This window comes from Vibrio aerogenes (genome assembly GCF_024346755.1).
Lineage (GTDB): Bacteria > Pseudomonadota > Gammaproteobacteria > Enterobacterales > Vibrionaceae > Vibrio > Vibrio aerogenes.
Window position 1 is genome coordinate 3,906,205 of record NZ_AP024861.1, and the last position, 22,106, is coordinate 3,928,310.

Consider the following 22,106-nt stretch of genomic DNA (forward strand, 5'->3'; position numbering starts at 1 on the left):
TTGATAATATATATAACGGATCTCGATCATGTAGAAAGATGAAAAAAGAATGATTTTTTACTTGTCATGTAACGGAATTGTATGTTAACACTATGGATGTAGAGATTTTCGTCAGATATTAAACTTAGTATGAAACTGTTAAACGTTCACATTGCTTCACTTATTAGCCTGATTCTAGTCGTGGTCATTATTGGGACCGCGCGGGGGCTGGTGGACGTTAGATAAGCAAAAGAATCACAACACCCCCGCACTGAAAAGTCCGGGGGTTTTTTTTCAACTTAAGAAAATAAAAACGAATAATACGGGAAGGATGGAGTCACACATGAAGTGCCCCATAAACACAACATATATCGACAAGAATGAGAATAAATCAGGAGGTCAAGAATGACCGGTGCACAACTCGTTGTTGCAGCCATACAGCAGCAAGGTATCAAAACTATTTTTGGATACCCTGGTGGCGCAATAATGCCTATTTATGATGCTTTATACGATGGTGGAATAGAACATATACTATGCCGGCATGAACAAGGCGCAGCAATGGCGGCTATTGGTATGGCAAGAGCAACTCAGGAGGTTGCCGTGTGTATGGCAACATCAGGTCCCGGCGCAACGAACCTTGTCACCGGACTTGCTGACGCTTTTCTTGATTCAATCCCCCTTGTCGCAATTACCGGACAAGTTGCAAGTTCATTAATCGGTACCGATGCATTTCAGGAAATGGATGTCATTGGGATGTCGCTGGCTTGTACAAAACACAGCTATCTGGTCACAGATATCAATGAGTTGGCTTCGACATTAGAAGAAGCATTTGAAGTTGCGCAATCAGGACGTCCGGGGCCTGTGTTAGTCGATATTGCTAAAGACGTACAATTAGCCCAGGTTCCAGACATTACTCAGGAAATGAAAGCTCCGAAAGCTGTTCAATCTGTCAGTCAGGAACAGATGTCTCTCGCCCACTCACTACTCTGTGAATGTCGGCGTCCTGTACTTTATGTTGGTGGTGGTGTTCAGCTGGCTCATGCAACCCAAACCGTTCGCGACTTTTTATCTCAAAACCCAATGCCTTCAGTGAGTACCCTGAAAGGACTAGGGTCAATAGAGAGACATGATCCTCATTATCTGGGGATGCTGGGCATGCACGGAACCAAAGCTGCCAATTTGATCGTACAGGAATGTGACTTACTCATTGCAGTCGGAGCCCGGTTTGACGACAGAGTAACAGGCAAGCTGGAAACTTTTGCGCCTCACGCAAAAGTTATTCATATAGATATCGATGCAGCAGAGTTTAACAAGCTGCGCCAGACGAATGCTGCACTCAAAGGTGATATCAACACAATCTTGCCGCAGTTTGAAATAAGTCACGATATCACAACATGGCTCGAATATAGCGAGACACTCCGAAGTGAATTCAAGTGGCGTTACGATCATCCCGGTGAACTGATTTACGCACCACTTTTACTCAAACAACTTTCAGATATGATGCCTGATACTGCAATGGTTTCAACAGACGTTGGACAACATCAAATGTGGGCAGCTCAACATATCCAGCCCCGGGAACCGCAAAATTTCATTTCATCAGCAGGATTGGGCACAATGGGATTTGGTCTCCCGGCCGCAATGGGAGCAGCCGTTTCAAGACCTGATGATCAATCGATTCTCATTTCTGGTGATGGATCGTTTATGATGAATGTACAGGAGCTGGGAACACTAAAGCGACGCCAAATTCCGGTCAAAATAGTTTTATTGAATAACCAACGCCTGGGAATGGTTCGCCAATGGCAATCTTTATTCTTTGACGGTCGCCACAGTGAAACCATTCTTGATGATAACCCTGACTTTGTGATGCTGGCACAGGCATTTGGTATTCCGGGTAAAACAATCACCACAAAAGAAGAAGTTGAACCCGCATTAAAAGAAATGCTTGAAAGTCAAACCGCTTATTTACTTCATGTCATTATTGATGAAGAAGAAAATGTTTGGCCACTGGTGCCACCAGGTGCCTCTAATAGCGACATGTTAGAAAACACATAAAGGAGCACTGAAAATGGAAAGATATTTAATCGATATTAAAGCGGATGATAAACCTGTTCTTCTCGAACGTGTGTTGAGGGTTGTCCGCCACCGGGGCTTCATTATTAAGCAAGTTGCTGCAACACAAAACCATGAAAGTCATATCGCAAGTGTAGAGATCATAGTTGATAGTGAGCGTCCTATTTCGACTCTTATCAACCAAATTGAAAAATTATGGGATATTCGTACCGTCGAAGTAACAAAAATAAGCATTAATACCTTACCAAACAATAATTTACAGCAAATGGTTTGTGCTTAAAAATAGTGATTCATTCTAAGTTTGAATAAAATGGTTCAGAATATTTAATTTAAATGGCAATACCAGGGATAAAAAAGACAGGTCAATACCATTTATCCGGGAAAAAAGTATATGAGGGAAAAAATGCCAAAATATCGTTCAGCAACAACAACTCATGGCCGAAACATGGCTGGAGCCAGAGCTCTGTGGCGGGCAACCGGAGTGAAAGAAGAAGACTTCGGTAAACCAATTATTGCCGTGGTAAACTCATTTACTCAATTCGTTCCCGGCCATGTGCATTTGAAAGATCTGGGACAATTAGTTGCAAAAGAGATTGAACAAGCTGGCGGCATTGCTAAAGAATTTAACACGATAGCGGTTGATGACGGCATTGCTATGGGACATGGAGGCATGCTTTATTCACTGCCTTCCAGAGAATTAATCGCAGATTCTGTTGAATACATGGTCAATGCACATTGCGCCGATGCTATGGTTTGTATCTCAAATTGTGATAAAATCACACCAGGAATGCTGATGGCATCAATGAGACTTAATATTCCTGTTATTTTTGTCTCTGGCGGTCCTATGGAAGCAGGTAAAACCAAGCTTTCAGATCAACTCATAAAGCTAGATCTGGTTGATGCCATGATCCAAGGTGCCGACCCCAAAATATCAGATGAACAAAGCCAGCAAGTTGAACGTTCTGCATGTCCGACATGTGGTTCTTGCTCCGGTATGTTTACTGCCAATTCAATGAACTGTCTGACAGAGGCTTTAGGTTTATCACAACCAGGAAATGGTTCATTGCTGGCCACTCACGCAGACAGGAAATCACTTTTCGTCAATGCCGGAAAAAGAATCGTCGAACTGACAAAACGTTATTATGAACAAGATGATGAGACAGCACTTCCAAGAAATATCGCAACAAAGTCAGCATTTGAAAATGCCATGGCTTTAGATATTGCGATGGGAGGCTCAACCAACACGGTGCTTCACCTGCTGGCTGCAGCCCAGGAAGGTGATGTCGATTTCAAAATGGAAGATATCGACCGCATGTCCCGTAAAGTGCCTCACCTATGCAAAGTCGCACCATCAACGCAAAAATATCATATGGAAGATGTCCACCGGGCCGGTGGCGTAATGGGTATTTTAGGCGAATTAAATCGTGCTGGCTTACTTCACAGTGATACAAAAACTGTTTTGGGTCTGACGATGGCTGAACAGTTAACCAATTACGACATTGTAGATACTGCATCTGATGATGTAAAAAGCTTCTACAAAGCAGGTCCTGCGGGAATACGGACAACAGAAGCATTTTCACAGGAGTGTCGTTGGGACACTCTCGACGATGACAGAGAGTCTGGGTGTATCAGAACGAAAGAACATGCGTACAGTCAGGATGGAGGACTCGCTGTTCTGAAAGGAAATATTGCATTAGATGGATGTATCGTTAAAACAGCAGGGGTTGATGAGGGTAATTTAAAATTCAAAGGACCAGCCATTGTTTTCGAGAGTCAGGAAGATGCTGTTGCGGGAATTCTGGATGGCCAGGTTAAATCCGGACATGTCGTTGTGATCCGGTATGAAGGACCCAAAGGTGGCCCGGGTATGCAGGAAATGCTTTACCCGACTTCGTATTTGAAATCCATGGGATTAGGAAAAGAGTGTGCACTTCTCACTGACGGACGCTTCTCCGGAGGTACTTCTGGTTTGTCAATTGGACACGCATCTCCTGAAGCGGCTAATGGCGGAGCAATTGGATTAGTTAAAAACGGAGATATCATTACGATTAATATTCCGGAAAGAACGATCGATCTGGAAGTTTCTGAAGAAGAGTTAACAAACCGTCGAACTCACCAAAACCAAGCTGGATGGAAACCTGTTAGCCGTGATCGTAATGTATCTTTTGCTTTGAAAGCTTATGCAAGTATGGCGACCAGTGCAGATAAAGGAGCAGTTAGAGATAGATCTAAACTGGATGATTAAGATGACCGAATTAAAAACTGGCGCAGATTATCTGCGTCAAATATTACGGGCTCCTGTTTACGATGTAGCGGTTGTTACACCACTTCAGGAAATGGAAAGGCTTTCAGCCCGCCTGAATAATAGTGTTCAGATAAAAAGAGAAGATCGACAGCCGGTACACTCATTCAAACTGCGTGGCGCATATAACATGGTGTCCAAACTGACTGAGAAACAAAAGCAGGCAGGTGTTATTGCAGCCTCAGCAGGAAACCATGCTCAAGGTATGGCTCTGTCTGGAACAAAACTGGGAATTAAAACGATTATTGTGATGCCGCAAACAACTCCGGATATAAAAGTTGATGCAGTTAAAGGGTTTGGCGGAGAAGTTGTGCTTCACGGTAATAATTTTGATGAAGCAAAGGCTGAAGCCGAGCGCCTGGCTGAAGAATACGGATACACTTTTGTTCCTCCTTTTGATCATCCCCTTGTTATTGCAGGTCAGGGAACCATCGGTATCGAGATGCTTCAGCAAAATGGACACCTTGACTACATATTCGTACCCGTAGGAGGGGGGGGACTTGCCGCAGGAATAGCGGTTCTTGTCAAACAACTTCTTCCTGAAATAAAAGTAATTGCTGTAGAACCTGAAGATTCATCCTGCCTGAAAGCAGCATTAGATGCAGGAGAACCAGTTGTACTGGAACAAGTCAGCTTATTTGCTGATGGTGTTGCTGTAAAACGTATAGGTGATGAAACTTTCAGGCTATGTCAGGAATATATTGATGGACATATCTCCGTATCGAGTGATGAAATTTGTGCAGCGGTAAAAGATATTTTTGAAGATACCCGGGCTATAGCAGAACCAGCAGGAGCACTTTCCTTAGCCGGACTAAAAAAATATGCTGAACAAATGGAGTTAAAAGATAAACAGCTTGGTGCCGTATTATCCGGAGCAAATACCAATTTCCACGGATTACGTTATGTATCTGAAAGGTGCGAGCTTGGGGAAAAAAGAGAAGGTTTACTTGCTGTCACGATTCCTGAACAAAAAGGAGCATTTTTCGAATTCTGTCAGATTATCGGTGGCCGGGCGGTGACAGAGTTTAACTATCGGTATAGCTCAGATCAGTTAGCAAATATATTTGTAGGTATCCGGCTTGTCAGTGGGCAAGAAGAACTAAATCAAATTGTTCATGATCTTCGACAAGGAGGATACCCTGTCATTGATCTATCTGATGACGAAATGGCAAAGCTACACATACGCTATATGATTGGAGGGAAACCCTCTAAAGCACTTCAGGAGCGGTTATACTCTTTTGAATTTCCGGAATATCCAGGCGCTCTTTTAAACTTTCTCAGCACTCTGGGAACTCATTGGAATATCAGTCTGTTTAATTATAGAAACCATGGAGCAGATTATGGACGGGTATTATGTGGATTTGAACTGAGTGAGTCGGATTTAAACAGGTTCTCAGCACATTTAGTAGAACTGGGGTACCAATATAAAGATGAAACAGATAATCCGGCTTATAGTTTTTTTCTGTCTTAAAAAATATCATCTGATATAGCAAGACTACATTTTATGCAGAAACCCCTCATGTAACGTGAGGGATTTTTTTGAACAAAATATTTTAACCCTCACCGAAAAACTGTTCGCTGGTACTTAGAGTTTTCCCGTTTATATAATTCTAGCTAATAATATGATCTAATTAAGGCTATTTAATCACTCCCCCTACGACAGATGAATAGCCTTAAAGATACAGACTTCAAAGTACTTGCCCGCAAACAAAAATCTGTTCAGATAAAGATGAGATTACTTGCTTTGGCTCACTTTCAGGAAGGTCACACTCCAGAACTCAAATCGCTCAGTTCCTTAAAGTCAGCCGCACTAGAGCGTGTTTATCTTTCATCGCCGTTCCTGCTGGAGGCTATTTTTTACTCTGGCAAGGCGGCAAATTTAGATAATAGCAATCTATATTTAACATTTGCCAACGCGGTCAGAGTAAAAAATGGCCCCAGCCCTTCGGGTAGTGCCTGAAAATGGCTCACTCAAGGCGCGAAAAGTGTAGTTTAGTGATTCTAAATGAGCTTTGAGCAACACAGAGTGAGCCATTTTCAGGCGACTACAGGTTAGGCTGTGAAAGATAAACACGCTCTAGTGTTAATAAATAGGTAAAGGTCTATCTCAGCGAAGGGCTCTGGAAGGCTTACAAGAAAAGTCTCACAGTAGCCGTCCTGCATGGCTAACCCCGGACCAACAAAGGCAACTGGCTCATACATTGAGGAAAACGCAGCGAAACCTACAGGCGGGCGATTGACGGCTGCAGAGATACATCACTATATTAAGGAAGAGTTCGGCAAGGATTATCACTCTGATCACATCTACACTTTATTGAAAAAAAAATGGGATTTTCGTGGATCACTTCCCGCTCCAGACACCCTAAACAGTCAGGCTCCGCTCAGAAAGATTTTAAAAAAATCAAAATAGAAACGATCCTTAAGATCCGCGGACATATCAGCCTGAAGCAGGTCGACATCTGGTTTCAGGACGAAGCCAGGTTTGGTCAACAAAACACAACAACGAGGTTATGGGCACAAAAAGGCTCTCGACCCAGAGCAATCAGGCAACAACAATTTGAATACACTCATATCTTCAGAGCCGTGTGCCCAGGCAGAGGAATTGGAGAAGCGATAGTTGTTCCATACATTGGCAAAGATGTCGTGCGACAACATCTCCAGCAATTCTCTTTGATCAGTGAACCATCATTTAGCCAACATGACTTTCGAGAATTACGACGACATCGTCGATAAAGTTTGTCATGCGTGGAATAGCTTCCTTTCCTGCTCCAAACGAGTGGCCAGAACCTGTATGAGAGAGTGGATCGAGCTGACCAGTTAAATAGCTAGAATGGTATTATACATCAGAAATGAAAAAAGCCGTTGAACACAACGGCTTTATCTTATGTGGCGGAGAGATAGGGATTTGAACCCTAGATACGCTATTAACGTATGCCGGTTTTCAAGACCGGTGCTTTCAACCACTCAGCCATCTCTCCACAAATTGTAGATCAACAGTAAATCTACTATTGATAAAATATAAAGCCTGGCAGTGACCTACTCTCACATGGGGAAACCCCACACTACCATCGGCGCAATTGCGTTTCACTTCTGAGTTCGGCATGGATTCAGGTGGGTCCACAACGCTATGGCCGCCAGGCAAATTCTGTTTCTTATCTCCACTTTTTAAAAAAGTGAAAACAAAAATTCTGGAAAACTGACTGACTCTCTACACATCCAATTGTCTTTAATCTTGAGTCCACAAAACCCCTTGGGTGTTGTATGGTTAAGCCTCACGGGCAATTAGTACAGGTTAGCTCAACGCCTCACAACGCTTACACACCCTGCCTATCAACGTCCTGGTCTCGGACAACCCTTCAGAGCACTTAAAGTGCCAGGGAGAACTCATCTCAGGGCTCGCTTCCCGCTTAGATGCTTTCAGCGGTTATCGATTCCGAACTTAGCTACCGGGCAATGCGTCTGGCGACACAACCCGAACACCAGAGGTTCGTCCACTCCGGTCCTCTCGTACTAGGAGCAGCCCCCTTCAATTCTCCAACGCCCACGGCAGATAGGGACCGAACTGTCTCACGACGTTCTAAACCCAGCTCGCGTACCACTTTAAATGGCGAACAGCCATACCCTTGGGACCGACTTCAGCCCCAGGATGTGATGAGCCGACATCGAGGTGCCAAACACCGCCGTCGATATGAACTCTTGGGCGGTATCAGCCTGTTATCCCCGGAGTACCTTTTATCCGTTGAGCGATGGCCCTTCCATTCAGAACCACCGGATCACTATGACCTGCTTTCGCACCTGCTCGAGCCGTCACTCTCGCAGTTAAGCGGGCTTATGCCATTGCACTAACCTCACGATGTCCAACCGTGATTAGCCCACCTTCGTGCTCCTCCGTTACTCTTTGGGAGGAGACCGCCCCAGTCAAACTACCCACCAGACACTGTCCTTGTCCCGGATAACGGGACTAAGTTAGAACATCAAACATACAAGGGTGGTATTTCAAGGATGGCTCCATGCATACTGGCGTACACACTTCAAAGCCTCCCACCTATCCTACACATGTAGGCTCAATGTTCAGTGCCAAGCTGTAGTAAAGGTTCACGGGGTCTTTCCGTCTAGCCGCGGGTACACTGCATCTTCACAGCGATTTCAATTTCACTGAGTCTCGGGTGGAGACAGCGTGGCCATCATTACGCCATTCGTGCAGGTCGGAACTTACCCGACAAGGAATTTCGCTACCTTAGGACCGTTATAGTTACGGCCGCCGTTTACCGGGGCTTCGATCAAGAGCTTCGCCTAAGCTAACCCCATCAATTAACCTTCCGGCACCGGGCAGGCGTCACACCGTATACGTCATCTTACGATTTTGCACAGTGCTGTGTTTTTAATAAACAGTTGCAGCCACCTGGTATCTGCGACTCTCATCAGCTCCAAGAGCAAGTCTCTTCACCGTCAAGAGCGTACCTTCTCCCGAAGTTACGGTACCATTTTGCCTAGTTCCTTCACCCGAGTTCTCTCAAGCGCCTTGGTATTCTCTACCCGACCACCTGTGTCGGTTTGGGGTACGATTCCTTACAATCTGAAGCTTAGAGGCTTTTCCCGGAAGCATGGCATCAATGACTTCACTACCTTAGTAGCCCGACATCGTGTCTCAGCCTTATCGTGGAACCGGATTTGCCTAATCCCACAGCCTACGCACTTGAACCAGGACAACCGTCGCCTGGCCCACCTAGCCTTCTCCGTCCCCCCATCGCAATTGTAAGAAGTACGGGAATATTAACCCGTTTCCCATCGACTACGCTTTTCAGCCTCGCCTTAGGGGTCGACTTACCCTGCCCCGATTAACGTTGGACAGGAACCCTTGGTCTTCCGGCGTGGGGGTTTTTCACCCCCATTATCGTTACTCATGTCAGCATTCGCACTTCTGATACGTCCAGCATGCCTTACAGCACACCTTCAGCCGCTTACAGAACGCTCCCCTACCCAATACGATAAATCGTATTGCCGCAGCTTCGGTTTATTGCTTAGCCCCGTTACATCTTCCGCGCAGGCCGACTCGACTAGTGAGCTATTACGCTTTCTTTAAATGATGGCTGCTTCTAAGCCAACATCCTAGCTGTCTGAGCCTTCCCACATCGTTTCCCACTTAGCAATAATTTGGGACCTTAGCTGGCGGTCTGGGTTGTTTCCCTCTCCACGACGGACGTTAGCACCCGCCGTGTGTCTCCCGGATAGTACTTACTGGTATTCGGAGTTTGCAAAGGGTTGGTAAGTCGGGATGACCCCCTAGCCTTAACAGTGCTCTACCCCCAGTAGTATTCGTCCGAGGCGCTACCTAAATAGCTTTCGGGGAGAACCAGCTATCTCCGGGTTTGATTGGCCTTTCACCCCTAGCCACAAGTCATCCGCTAATTTTTCAACATTAGTCGGTTCGGTCCTCCAGTTGATGTTACTCAACCTTCAACCTGCCCATGGCTAGATCACCCGGTTTCGGGTCTATATCCAGAGACTGAACGCCCAGTTAAGACTCGCTTTCGCTACGGCTTCCCTATCCGGTTAACCTTGCCACTGAATATAAGTCGCTGACCCATTATACAAAAGGTACGCAGTCACCCCATAAAAGAGGCTCCTACTGCTTGTACGTATACGGTTTCAGGTTCTGTTTCACTCCCCTCACAGGGGTTCTTTTCGCCTTTCCCTCACGGTACTGGTTCACTATCGGTCAGTCAGGAGTATTTAGCCTTGGAGGATGGTCCCCCCATGTTCAGACAGGATATCACGTGTCCCGTCCTACTCGTTTTCACCTTATATGCATCTTCGGTTACGGGGCTGTCACCCTGTATCGCGGCACTTTCCAGAGCCTTCACCTGACACATATAAAACTTAAGGGCTAATCCGGGGTCGCTCGCCGCTACTGCCGGAATCTCTGTTGATTTCTTTTCCTCGGGGTACTTAGATGTTTCAGTTCCCCCGGTTCGCCTCTTTACCCTATGGATTCAGGTAAAGATACCTGCTGCTGCAGGTGGGTTTCCCCATTCGGAAATCCCGGACTCATGTGGGTCTTACTCCCTCATCCGGGCTTATCGCAAGTTAGTACGTCCTTCATCGCCTCTGACTGCCAAGGCATCCACCGTATACGCTTAGTCACTTAACCATACAACCCCAAAGGGTCTTACAGTCAAACAACCAAGGTGTCTGCAATTATTTAAACATGATGCAGACTTTGATTTTGCCGGACTCAAATTTTTTCTTCTGCTTAAAGCAGAAGCCAAGAACACTTGAATGTGTTTGGTGTATTCATATATGAATACTTTGAGAACTTTTACAAACAATTCTTATTTCAAATAAACAAGAACTGCTTTGTCAGCTTTCCAAATTGTTAAAGAGCTTGATTTGTTAATACAAACCATTTTAAAACACACTTCACCAAATATGCTTTAAAATGGTGGAGCTATGCGGGATCGAACCGCAGACCTCTTGCATGCCATGCAAGCGCTCTCCCAGCTGAGCTATAGCCCCTCTGTGTTTTAACAAACTTAAACCAAATCAATCTGTGTGAGCACTCATCAACGTATCTTTATCGTTAAGGAGGTGATCCAGCGCCAGGTTCCCCTAGCGCTACCTTGTTACGACTTCACCCCAGTCATGAACCACAAAGTGGCAAGCGTCCTCCCGAAGGTTAAACTACCTGCTTCTTTTGCAGCCCACTCCCATGGTGTGACGGGCGGTGTGTACAAGGCCCGGGAACGTATTCACCGTAGCATTCTGATCTACGATTACTAGCGATTCCGACTTCATGGAGTCGAGTTGCAGACTCCAATCCGGACTACGACGGACTTTTTGGGATTCGCACACTTTCGCAAGTTAGCTGCCCTCTGTATCCGCCATTGTAGCACGTGTGTAGCCCTACTCGTAAGGGCCATGATGACTTGACGTCGTCCCCACCTTCCTCCGGTTTATCACCGGCAGTCTCCCTGAAGTTCCCACCCGAAGTGCTGGCAATCAAGGATAAGGGTTGCGCTCGTTGCGGGACTTAACCCAACATTTCACAACACGAGCTGACGACAGCCATGCAGCACCTGTCTCAGAGCTCCCGAAGGCACTAATCCATCTCTGGAAAATTCTCTGGATGTCAAGAGTAGGTAAGGTTCTTCGCGTTGCATCGAATTAAACCACATGCTCCACCGCTTGTGCGGGCCCCCGTCAATTCATTTGAGTTTTAATCTTGCGACCGTACTCCCCAGGCGGTCTACTTAACGCGTTAGCTCCGAAAGCCACGGCTCAAGGCCACAACCTCCAAGTAGACATCGTTTACGGCGTGGACTACCAGGGTATCTAATCCTGTTTGCTCCCCACGCTTTCGCATCTGAGTGTCAGTATCTGTCCAGGGGGCCGCCTTCGCCACCGGTATTCCTTCAGATCTCTACGCATTTCACCGCTACACCTGAAATTCTACCCCCCTCTACAGTACTCTAGATGACCAGTTTCAAATGCTGTTCCGGGGTTAAGCCCCGGGCTTTCACATCTGACTTAATCATCCACCTGCATGCGCTTTACGCCCAGTAATTCCGATTAACGCTCGCACCCTCCGTATTACCGCGGCTGCTGGCACGGAGTTAGCCGGTGCTTCTTCTGCAGCTAACGTCAAATGATGCACGTATTAAATACACCACCTTCCTCACTGCTGAAAGTACTTTACAACCCGAAGGCCTTCTTCATACACGCGGCATGGCTGCATCAGGCTTGCGCCCATTGTGCAATATTCCCCACTGCTGCCTCCCGTAGGAGTCTGGACCGTGTCTCAGTTCCAGTGTGGCTGATCATCCTCTCAGACCAGCTAGGGATCGTCGCCTTGGTGAGCCCTTACCTCACCAACAAGCTAATCCCACCTGGGCATATCCCGACGCGAGAGGCCCGAAGGTCCCCCTCTTTGGTCCGTAGACGTTATGCGGTATTAGCCATCGTTTCCAATGGTTATCCCCCACATCAGGGCAATTTCCCAGGCATTACTCACCCGTCCGCCGCTCGACGCCAAGAAAGCAAGCTTTCTTTCGTTTCCGCCCGACTTGCATGTGTTAAGCCTGCCGCCAGCGTTCAATCTGAGCCATGATCAAACTCTTCAATTAAAGTTTTTTCTGAAGCCAAAGCTTCTGCTCAATGAATACTGTGATATTACATCGTAATATCGAATTGACTGTGCCAATACCTCATCAGAGATATCGATTTGGTCACTCATTCACTGATAAATCTTTTTATAAGATATCTGTTAACGAGTACCCACACAGATTGATTGGTTTATATTGTTAAAGAGCTGTTCTTCTCAGTATTGCTTCGAAGAGGCGGTCATTCTAGCGGGATAATTTTCAGTGTCAAACACTTTTTCAAATTTTCCTTTTAAGCCCTGACCGGACTCACATCGTTCAGGCTGTTGTTGCCGCCATCCCGTGTCAGTGGGGCGCATTATAGGGGAGTAATTATATCTGGCAAGTACTTTTTTCTACTTTTTTTTAAATACTTAAATAAACACATTCAAAAGGTCATTTTACACCCAATACAAACATTTTATTTACAAACAAGAAACGAGTTTGCAAAATCAGACACCTTTTGCCAGTTGGTATACTCAACTTCTTTTGAAGTATCTGTCTCACCACCAGTCATTGACATGATCAACTTAATCATCATTTTATCGATAAATCGATAGCGTGGATAACGTAATGCCCCAGCAAAAACACCGATCATCTCAGGTGACCATTTGGACTTCTTCAGAAATTTTTGAACATACACACTACCCTCGGGTGTATCTTTTAACAGTTCTTCTTTGCGGGCCGTTAAATTAACACATAGAAATGCAGCTTTTGAATGAACAAGCGCTTTCTGGTGAACATCTATGAATCTATACAGCGAGGAATGAAAATGTCCATATCGAATCGAAGCACCGATCAGTATTTTATCGTACTGCGACAAATCTGGCCGTGGATGATCATGTAAATCAACCAAATCACATTGATATCCAGTAAATCTTTGCATAATAAAACTAAGGATTTTCTTTGTTTGGCCTTCCCGGCTCGAGTACAAAAATATAGCTCTTTTCATCATGACCTCAGTTTTTCCAGAATGTTGGTGTAAATAAAATTAGCAGGGTAAAAATCTCTAATCGCCCAAAAAGCATAGAGACAATTAAAATCCATTTTGCACCATCATTAATATCAGCAAAATGAACAGCGACCTCTCCCAATCCAGGTCCTAAATTATTCAACGTTGCGACAACAGCAGAAAAGGCACTAAGTTCATCCATTCCGGTTGCAATCAAAGCCAGCATGCAGACAACAAAAACCAGCGTATATGTCGAAAAAAAACCCCATACGGCATCAATCACACGGGAAGATAATGGCGTACCTCCCAGTTTTATAGGATAAAGTGCCCGGGGATGAACCAAACGCTTCATTTCCCTAATTCCCTGCAAAGTCAATAACAAAACCCGAATCACTTTAAGTCCACCACCTGTGGAACCCGCACATCCACCAATAAAGGAAGAAAATAGCAGTAAAACAGGTAAGAATAGTGGCCAGTCTGAAAATCCTGTTGTAGTAAAACCTGCAGTTGTAGAGATAGAGACTGTCTGAAACAACGCCTGAAAAAAAGTGTCAAATGATGATTTATCAGATTGATGTATATACAAAATAAGAAAACAAACTGAAAAAAGAAGGCTCTGAATAAAAATAAATGCTCTGAATTCACGGTCTTTCCAATAATACTTAGGGTGAATACCTTCATAGGAGAATGCAGCATAATGTAGTGTAAAATTACACGAAGATATTAATAAAAATATCACTGTAATCATGTCGATAAGATAACTGTTAAAGTAGCCCATACTTTCATCATGAGTAGAAAATCCACCTATAGCTATCGTTGAAAAGCTGTGGCATATCGCATCAAATAATGACATCCCGGCCAGCCAAAATGACAATGCACATAAGATAGTGATACTCAGGTATATGTACCATAACGCCTTTGCTGTTTCAGCAATCCTGGGAGTAACTTTTGTATCTTTTACAGGACCGGGAATCTCAGCTCTGTATAACTGCATACCTCCGATACCTAAAACTGGCAGTATAGCGACGGCAAGAACAATAATTCCCATACCACCAAACCATTGAAGGAACTGGCGATAGAATAAAATAGCTTTGGGCAAATGATCCAATCCAACTATAACGGTTGCTCCAGTGGTCGTTAATGCGGAAAACGATTCAAAAAAAGAGTCTGTCAGGGATATTGATGGGGCATCAGAAATGAAAAATGGAATAGCACCAGCACTGCCGATAACAATCCAAAAAAGAACAACGATCAAAAAGCCATCACGGGATTTTAATTCATGCTTAGAGTGGCGGTTAGGAAACCAAACGACAACGCCGCATATAAGTAAAATGAAAAATGTGGTCAAAAACGCCACACCAGCACCATCACGATATATGAGAGCGACCAGAGCGGGAGCCAACATAGACACACTAAAAAAAGCTAACAATATCCCGACAATACGGGTAATTGAACGAAATTGCATACTTATATAATTTAAGGTAAACCTCAAATTTCCTGTAGATGATTCAATTGCTCAATAACTGCTCTGGCTCTCGATCTGTTGGTAATAGCTTGTTTGAAATCTTCTAAATGGAGAACTTCAATTTCAATAAGTAAAATAATACGATGTAAATACTGAGCATCCAGCTCCTTCGCCTGAAATCCTTCAATGACTGATCTGATAACAGAAAGTAATTCATAATCCAAAGTGACCTTCACTTCTGTAGTCACTTTTTTTTCAATAACCTGAATTTTTTTCAGTGCCTGCTGAACCCCACCGCCATATGCTTTGACCAAGCCACCTGTTCCTAGCTTAATCCCTCCGGAATAGCGGACAACTACGGCTGTAATCTCTCCAATACCTGAACCCGAAAGTTGAGATAATATTGGCTTTCCGGCAGTACCGGATGGTTCACCATCATCACTAAACCCCCATAACATTGAGTTGTCAGGTATCCCGGCAATAAACGCCCAGCAATAATGCCTTGCTCCTGGGTGTAACTCTCTAATCTGACCAATGAACTGTTTGGCCAAATCTATGCCTGGTGTATGATGAAGATAGGTCAAAAATCTGCTTTTCTTGATTTCTTCTTCATACAGAACAGAATCCAAAGGAATTAAGTAAGGTTGAATATGCATCATAACAAAAAATAATCTAATGTGTAGAAAGAGCTTATAGCAGGCAGTCTGATATGAGCATTCTGACCAATTCAACTCAAATAACAGAAAGTCCAGGTTGTTGTGCCAGCATATAAAAACACTGACACAAAATATAGATTATTTTTTTTCCGGTCTTTCCCAATGGCTAACTCTGCGCTCTTTCGCACGGGTGATGACCAACTCTCCTTCAGATACATTCCTTGTCAAAGTTGTACCCGCACCTATAGTTGCACCATCAGCAATCACTACTGGTGCAATGAGCTGACTATCTGAGCCGATAAATACATCATTTCCGATTGTTGTCTGAAATTTATTTGCACCGTCATAATTACAGGTAATCGTTCCAGCACCAATATTTACCCGATCCCCAATGACAGAATCTCCCAGATAAGTTAAATGATTGGCTTTGGAACCATTCCCCAAACGGGATTTTTTCATTTCAACAAAATTTCCTACATGAGCATCGTCTAACATTTCAGCGCCAGGTCTTAAACGCGTAAAAGGCCCAACAGTACATGACTCACCAACAGTCGCTCCCTCTATGACACTATAGGGGCGAATGAGAGAATTATCGTCTATTTCACAGTCTTTCAGAATACAGCCAGCGCCAATAACGACATGATTCCCAACCGAAACACTTCCTTCGATAATGACATTCACATCTATCTCAACATCGGTTCCACACTGTAGCTCACCTCTGAGATCAAATCGACTGGGGTCACGTAGCATCACACCTTGTTCAAGCAGGATATCAGCCTGATGTTTTTGATACATTCTTTCAAGTTTTGCAAGTTGAACTCTGTTATTCACACCTTCAACTTCAATACTATTCAGAGGATGAACTGCAACGATTTCTTTCCCCTCATGATGCGCCATTGCGATAATATCTGTCAGATAAAACTCGCCCTGTGCATTATCATTATTTAAAAGAGATAGCCAACGTTTCAGATCTTTCCCGGATGCAGCTAAAACCCCTGTATTAATTTCCCGGATTTCTTTTTGTAACTCCGAAGCATCCTTTTGCTCTACAATAGCAGTCACAACACCATTATCACGAACAATACGCCCGTATCCGGCAGGGTTGTCTAAAACAACCGTCAAGAGTGCAACGCCAGATTCAGGATATGCATCTAATAAACGTTCGATAGTCTCTTCAGAAATCAGTGGTACATCACCATACAGAACAACAATTTTTTCATTATTTTCAAAAAAATCCGCAGCCTGTTTAACAGCATGTCCGGTACCTAACTGCTCCGCTTGCAAAACCCAGTTCACAGACTCTTCAGATAAAGTCTGCTTCATTAAATCCCCACCATGACCATAAACCAAATGAACCTGATTTACCCCAAGCCCCTGACATGTATCAATCACATGCTTTACCATTGGTTTACCAGCAATCGTGTGGAGAACCTTCGGCTTTTGAGAGTACATGCGAGAGCCTTTCCCGGCTGCTAATATGACTGCACTAAATTTCATTCTAGTTACCTGTAGATAAGATGATCTAAAAACACCATAAAACTTATTCTATACAGTAATGGCAGAGGTGTTAAAGAAATCCTGATAATGAATAAGCATATAAATTTGAAAAAAAAGCGGCCTGTAGAGGCCGCTTCCAAATCTTAACATCGCCAATTTTAGCGACGCTGTTTTACCAGCTCGATAACCCGGAGCTGAGCAATCGCTTTCGCAAGCTCACTTTCCGCTTGAGCAAAATCCATATCGCCGTGCTGATTCTTGATTTTTTCCTCAGCTCTGCGCTTGGCTTCTTCTGCCTTTGCTGCGTCCAGATCTTCACCACGTATGGCAGTATCAGCAAGCACAGTCGATGTACTCGGCTGAACTTCCACCATACCACCAGAAACATAAATAATTTCTTCGTGGCCGTGTTGCTTCACAATACGCACCATACCGGGCTTAATCGCGGTCAGTAGCGGAGCATGACCATGGTAAATACCAAGTTCACCTTCACTACCTGTCACCTGAAATGTTTCTACCATACCAGAAAAAATTTTATTCTCAGCACTGACAACATCCAGATGAAAGGGAATTGACGCCATATAGCCTCCTAGTCAGCCCTAAAGCTTTTTCGCATTCTCAATCGCTTCGTCAATCGTACCGCAGTACATAAACGCTTGCTCAGGAATGTCGTCATATTCACCCGACAGCAGGCCTTTAAATCCTCTTAAAGTCTCTTTAAGAGTAACATAACAACCAGGCTGACCTGTAAATACTTCAGCTACGTGGTAAGGCTGAGTCAGAAAACGTTCGATCTTACGGGCACGTGCTACAACCAACTTATCATCTTCAGATAATTCATCCATACCAAGAATGGCGATGATATCTTTCAATTCTTTATAGCGTTGAAGTGTCGACTGAACACCACGTGCAACATCATAGTGATCCTGGCCAACGACAAGTGGATCAAGCTGACGAGATGTTGAATCCAGCGGATCAATCGCAGGATAAAGACCCATAGCAGCGATATTACGACTTAGTACAACCGTTGCATCCAAGTGAGCAAATGTTGTCGCCGGAGATGGATCCGTCAAGTCATCCGCAGGTACATATACCGCCTGAACAGAAGTAATCGAACCATGCTTAGTTGAAGTAATACGTTCTTGCAGAACACCCATTTCTTCAGCAAGTGTTGGCTGATAGCCTACTGCAGAAGGCATCCGTCCTAACAAAGCAGAAACTTCAGTCCCTGCAAGGGTATACCGATAGATATTATCGATAAATAACAGAACATCACGACCTTCATCACGGAATTTTTCGGCCATAGTCAGACCAGTCAAAGCAACACGCAGACGGTTACCCGGTGGCTCATTCATCTGGCCATAAACCATGGCTACTTTGGATTCTTCAGGCTTTTCAATATTTACAACACCAGCTTCCTGCATCTCGTAGTAAAAATCGTTCCCTTCACGGGTACGTTCACCAACACCAGCAAATACAGACAGACCTGAATGTTTAATCGCAATATTATTGATAAGCTCCATCATATTTACGGTCTTACCAACACCTGCACCACCAAACAAACCAATTTTACCACCTTTAGCAAACGGACAAATCAGGTCAATAACCTTCACACCCGTTTCTAAAAGTTCAGTCGCATTAGACTGCTCTTCATAGCTTGGCGCTTCACGGTGAATGGCATACAGTTCTTCTGCACCAACTTCACCACGTTCATCAATCGCGTCACCAAGAACGTTCATGATACGACCAAGCGTTTTTGTACCAACTGGTACCGAGATTGGAGCGCCAGTATTATCAACTACCATTCCACGACGTAAACCATCCGAGCTACCCATGACGATACAGCGAACAACGCCACCGCCTAACTGTTGTTGTACTTCAAGTACAAGACGCTCTTTTGCATCAACAACATTCAGAGCATCATATACACTTGGTACTTCACTCTGTGGGAACTCCACGTCGACTACTGCACCAATGATCTGTACGATCTTACCTGTAGTCATCGTTAATCCTCTAAACTATTTCGTTTTACCAATGCTTAAACAGCTGCTGCACCTGAAACAATTTCTGACAGCTCTTGTGTAATTGCAGCCTGACGGGCTTTGTTATACACAAGCTCAAGATCATCAATCAGATTCCCGGCATTGTCTGTTGCTGCTTTCATAGCGACCATCCGCGCAGCCTGCTCACAAGCAAGATTCTCTACAACTCCCTGATAAACCTGAGACTCAACATAACGTTTTAGCAACGTATCAAGTAAAGGTTTGGGTTCTGGTTCATAGAGATAGTCCCATGAGTGCTGACGCTTAGACATTTCTTCACTTTCCAGCTTCGGCAAAGGTAACAATTGATCGATCGTTGGTTCCTGCACCATGGTGTTCACAAAACGGTTAAACACGACATAGAGGCGATCCAACTCACCTTCATCATATTTCTTCAGCATGACACTGACAGAACCAATCAGATCTTCCAGAGAAGGGGTATCCCCTAAACCAGAAACCTGAGCGGATACTTTAGCGCCACTACCATTAAAGAATGCTGTTGCTTTTGAGCCAATCACGGCGACATCAACTTCAACACCTTTTTCTGACCAGTTTTTCATGTCCTGCATTGCTCTCTTGAACAAATTAATGTTCAAGCCACCACAAAGACCCCGATCAGTAGAAATAATGATATAACCAATACGTTTCGCATCACGCTCATCCAGATAGGGATGACGATACTCCAGATTCGCGTTTGCGACATGACCGATCACTTTACGTATCGTTTCTGCATAGGGACGGGAGGCTTCCATTGCATCCTGACTGCGACGCATTTTAGAAGCAGCTACCATCTCCATTGCTTTCGTAATCTTCTGAGTGCTCTTTACACTTCCGATTTTATTACGTATTTCTTTCGCGCCGGCCATCGTTACTCTCCATTAGTTGGTGGTATTCACATCACCACCGACCTGTTTACCAAGTTTGGTTTGCTTTAAACTCATCGACCAGCTTTTTCAGCTTCGCTTCGATATCATCGTTATAAGCACCAGTCTTGTTAATCTCAGCTACAAAATCAGCATATTGATTGTGAGCAAACGATAGTAAGGCAGCTTCGAAATCAAGCAATTTGCTTAACTCAATATCTTCAAGATAACCACGTTCAGCAGCAAATATAACTAATGACTGATCGAAAACAGACATAGGTGCATATTGCTTCTGTTTCATCAATTCAGTGACTTTCTGTCCATGATCAAGCTGTTTCTTAGTTGCTTCATCCAGATCAGAAGAGAACTGAGCGAACGCAGCCAATTCACGATACTGTGCCAGTGCAGTACGAATACCACCAGATAATTTCTTCATAATCTTCGTTTGAGCTGAACCACCAACACGGGATACAGAAATACCCGGGTCAACAGCAGGACGTACACCTGCATTAAATAGTTCAGTTTGTAGGAAGATTTGACCATCCGTAATAGAGATTACGTTTGTTGGTACAAAAGCAGAAACATCACCAGCCTGAGTTTCGATAATAGGAAGAGCAGTCAGAGAACCGGTTTTCCCTTTCACTTTACCATCAGTAAAATGTTCAACATACTCTTCACTTACCCGAGCAGCACGCTCAAGCAAACGTGAATGTAAGTAGAATACATCACCCGGGAAAGCTTCACGGCCAGGTGGGCGTTTCAGCAACAAAGAAATTTGACGATAAGCAACCGCTTGTTTAGATAAATCATCATAAACAATCAACGCATCTTCGCCACGATCTCTGAAATATTCACCCATTGTACATCCGGCATAAGGTGCCAGATATTGCAGGGCAGCGGATTCAGATGCAGACGCAACAACAACAATAGTGTTTGCTAAAGCACCATGCTCTTCAAGTTTACGCACAACGTTTGCAATTGTTGATGCCTTTTGGCCAATAGCAACGTAAATAGAAAAAATACCTGAATCTTTCTGGTTAATAATGGCATCAATAGCCATCGCTGTTTTACCAGTCTGACGGTCACCGATAATCAATTCACGCTGACCACGACCAATAGGAATCATTGAGTCGACAGACTTATAACCAGTCTGAACTGGTTGATCTACAGATTTACGATCAATGACACCAGGCGCTATCACTTCTACAGGAGAAGACAATTTTGCCTCAATAGGACCTTTACCATCGATAGGCTCACCCAGTGTATTCACTACGCGCCCCAGAAGCTCAGGTCCTACAGGTACTTCAAGAATACGCCCGGTACCTGTAACTTTAGTGCCTTCCTTCAGGTCGGCATATGGCCCCATAACAACAGCACCTACAGAGTCTCTCTCAAGGTTAAGTGCTAATGCATAACGGCCACCCGGTAATTCAATCATTTCACCTTGCATCACGTCCGTCAGGCCGTGAATGCGGATAATACCATCGCTTACCGATACGATAGTACCTTCATTGCGAGCTTCACTAACAACGTTAAAAGTTTCTATACGCTGTTTAATTAGATCGCTAATTTCCGTGGAATTAAGTTGCATGCTCCAATCCCCATTAAGACTGTAAGACATCGCTCAGTCGGGACAATCGTCCAGACACTGAACTATCGATGACTAAGTCTCCGGCTCGAATTATAACCCCACCGAGTAGGGCCTCATCTATACTGCAATTCAGCTGAACTTTGCGCTCGAGTCGCTGCTCAAGTTTGTTGCTGATTTCTGTTTTTTGTTGTTCGGAAAGCTCAGTTGCAGATACAACTTCTACTTCCACTTGCTTTTCATGCTCAACTTTAAGCTCAAAAAACAAATCACAGACATCAGAAAGAGCTTTTAATCGCCCATTTTCAGCCATCACTTTAATCAGGTTCTGGCCAAATTCATCAAACTGATCACCACAAACGGCAATAAATAATTCTGCCATTTTTTCGGCAGCCATAGAGCTATTCAATAACTCTTTCATATGCTCATTTCTGGTTACTTCAGCAGCGAAAATAAGCATCTCACCCCATTGGTCGAGTTGCCCTTTTTCCACCGCAAAGTCAAAAGCTGCTTTAGCATAGGGGCGTGCGATTGTTGCCAAATCAGACATATGC

The 22,106-nt window shown here is 44.3% G+C and carries 15 protein-coding genes, 2 tRNA genes and 3 rRNA genes; 6 read left to right on the forward strand and 14 right to left on the reverse strand.

Annotated elements, in window-relative coordinates; all coding sequences use genetic code 11:
• Positions 1–384 precede the first annotated feature (384 nt).
• The 6 genes from ilvG to OCV29_RS17540 all read left to right on the forward strand — a co-directional run bounded on the left by ilvG (position 385) and on the right by OCV29_RS17540 (position 6,761).
• Positions 385–2,031, forward strand: a complete 1,647-nt coding sequence (ilvG, locus tag OCV29_RS17515; protein WP_073606080.1) for an acetolactate synthase 2 catalytic subunit — start codon at positions 385–387, stop codon at positions 2,029–2,031.
• A 13-nt stretch (positions 2,032–2,044) separates the two neighbouring features.
• Positions 2,045–2,329, forward strand: a complete 285-nt coding sequence (gene ilvM / locus OCV29_RS17520; RefSeq protein ID WP_073606079.1) for an acetolactate synthase 2 small subunit — start codon at positions 2,045–2,047, stop codon at positions 2,327–2,329.
• Between the two features lie 123 nt (positions 2,330–2,452).
• Positions 2,453–4,294 carry a dihydroxy-acid dehydratase gene (gene ilvD, locus OCV29_RS17525; protein WP_073606099.1) on the forward strand — a complete coding sequence of 614 codons (1,842 nt, stop codon included), beginning with the start codon at positions 2,453–2,455 and terminating at the stop codon, positions 4,292–4,294.
• Position 4,295: 1 nt separating this feature from the next.
• Positions 4,296–5,822: a threonine ammonia-lyase, biosynthetic gene (ilvA, locus tag OCV29_RS17530; protein ID WP_073606100.1), complete on the forward strand. Its 1,527-nt coding sequence runs from the start codon at positions 4,296–4,298 to the stop codon at positions 5,820–5,822.
• Positions 5,823–6,014: 192 nt separating this feature from the next.
• Positions 6,015–6,311: a hypothetical protein gene (locus OCV29_RS17535; protein WP_139281717.1), complete on the forward strand. Its 297-nt coding sequence runs from the start codon at positions 6,015–6,017 to the stop codon at positions 6,309–6,311.
• Positions 6,312–6,512: 201 nt separating this feature from the next.
• A complete protein-coding gene (locus OCV29_RS17540) occupies positions 6,513–6,761 on the forward strand; it encodes a helix-turn-helix domain-containing protein (protein ID WP_245796980.1) in 249 nt (82 codons plus the stop codon).
• Between the two features lie 477 nt (positions 6,762–7,238).
• Here the strand turns inward: OCV29_RS17540 and OCV29_RS17545 are convergent.
• The 14 genes from OCV29_RS17545 to atpH form a co-directional block, all read right to left on the reverse strand.
• Positions 7,239–7,329: transfer RNA gene (locus tag OCV29_RS17545), tRNA-Ser, on the reverse strand.
• 45 nt (positions 7,330–7,374) lie between these two features.
• A 5S ribosomal RNA gene (rrf, locus tag OCV29_RS17550) occupies positions 7,375–7,490 on the reverse strand.
• Positions 7,491–7,612: 122 nt separating this feature from the next.
• Positions 7,613–10,502: ribosomal RNA gene (locus tag OCV29_RS17555) — 23S ribosomal RNA — on the reverse strand.
• Positions 10,503–10,791: 289 nt separating this feature from the next.
• Positions 10,792–10,867, reverse strand: a tRNA-Ala gene (locus OCV29_RS17560).
• Between the two features lie 65 nt (positions 10,868–10,932).
• A 16S ribosomal RNA gene (locus OCV29_RS17565) occupies positions 10,933–12,474 on the reverse strand.
• The 16S, 23S and 5S rRNA genes sit together here with 2 tRNA genes alongside, the layout of an rRNA operon.
• A 436-nt stretch (positions 12,475–12,910) precedes the next feature.
• Entirely contained in the window at positions 12,911–13,441 is a 531-nt protein-coding gene (hemG, locus tag OCV29_RS17570) for a menaquinone-dependent protoporphyrinogen IX dehydrogenase (RefSeq protein ID WP_073604449.1), read from the reverse strand.
• Positions 13,442–13,448: 7 nt separating this feature from the next.
• Positions 13,449–14,906 carry a TrkH family potassium uptake protein gene (locus OCV29_RS17575; protein ID WP_073604371.1) on the reverse strand — a complete coding sequence of 486 codons (1,458 nt, stop codon included), beginning with the start codon at positions 14,904–14,906 and terminating at the stop codon, positions 13,449–13,451.
• Between the two features lie 23 nt (positions 14,907–14,929).
• On the reverse strand, positions 14,930–15,562 hold the full coding sequence (locus OCV29_RS17580) for a YigZ family protein (protein ID WP_261887396.1): 633 nt from the start codon (positions 15,560–15,562) through the stop codon (positions 14,930–14,932).
• A gap of 138 nt (positions 15,563–15,700) precedes the next feature.
• Positions 15,701–17,059, reverse strand: coding sequence for a bifunctional UDP-N-acetylglucosamine diphosphorylase/glucosamine-1-phosphate N-acetyltransferase GlmU (glmU, locus tag OCV29_RS17585; protein ID WP_073604372.1), 1,359 nt, complete (start codon positions 17,057–17,059; stop codon positions 15,701–15,703).
• Positions 17,060–17,217: 158 nt separating this feature from the next.
• Positions 17,218–17,640 carry a F0F1 ATP synthase subunit epsilon gene (locus OCV29_RS17590; protein WP_073604373.1) on the reverse strand — a complete coding sequence of 141 codons (423 nt, stop codon included), beginning with the start codon at positions 17,638–17,640 and terminating at the stop codon, positions 17,218–17,220.
• Positions 17,641–17,658: 18 nt separating this feature from the next.
• Entirely contained in the window at positions 17,659–19,062 is a 1,404-nt protein-coding gene (atpD, locus tag OCV29_RS17595; RefSeq protein ID WP_073604374.1) for a F0F1 ATP synthase subunit beta, read from the reverse strand.
• 35 nt (positions 19,063–19,097) lie between these two features.
• Positions 19,098–19,967: a F0F1 ATP synthase subunit gamma gene (gene atpG, locus OCV29_RS17600; protein WP_073604375.1), complete on the reverse strand. Its 870-nt coding sequence runs from the start codon at positions 19,965–19,967 to the stop codon at positions 19,098–19,100.
• A gap of 46 nt (positions 19,968–20,013) precedes the next feature.
• On the reverse strand, positions 20,014–21,555 hold the full coding sequence (gene atpA / locus OCV29_RS17605) for a F0F1 ATP synthase subunit alpha (protein ID WP_073604376.1): 1,542 nt from the start codon (positions 21,553–21,555) through the stop codon (positions 20,014–20,016).
• Between the two features lie 13 nt (positions 21,556–21,568).
• Positions 21,569–22,102 (reverse strand): F0F1 ATP synthase subunit delta, encoded by a 534-nt coding sequence (gene atpH / locus OCV29_RS17610; protein ID WP_073604377.1) that lies wholly within the window; start codon positions 22,100–22,102, stop codon positions 21,569–21,571.
• Positions 22,103–22,106 lie beyond the last annotated feature (4 nt).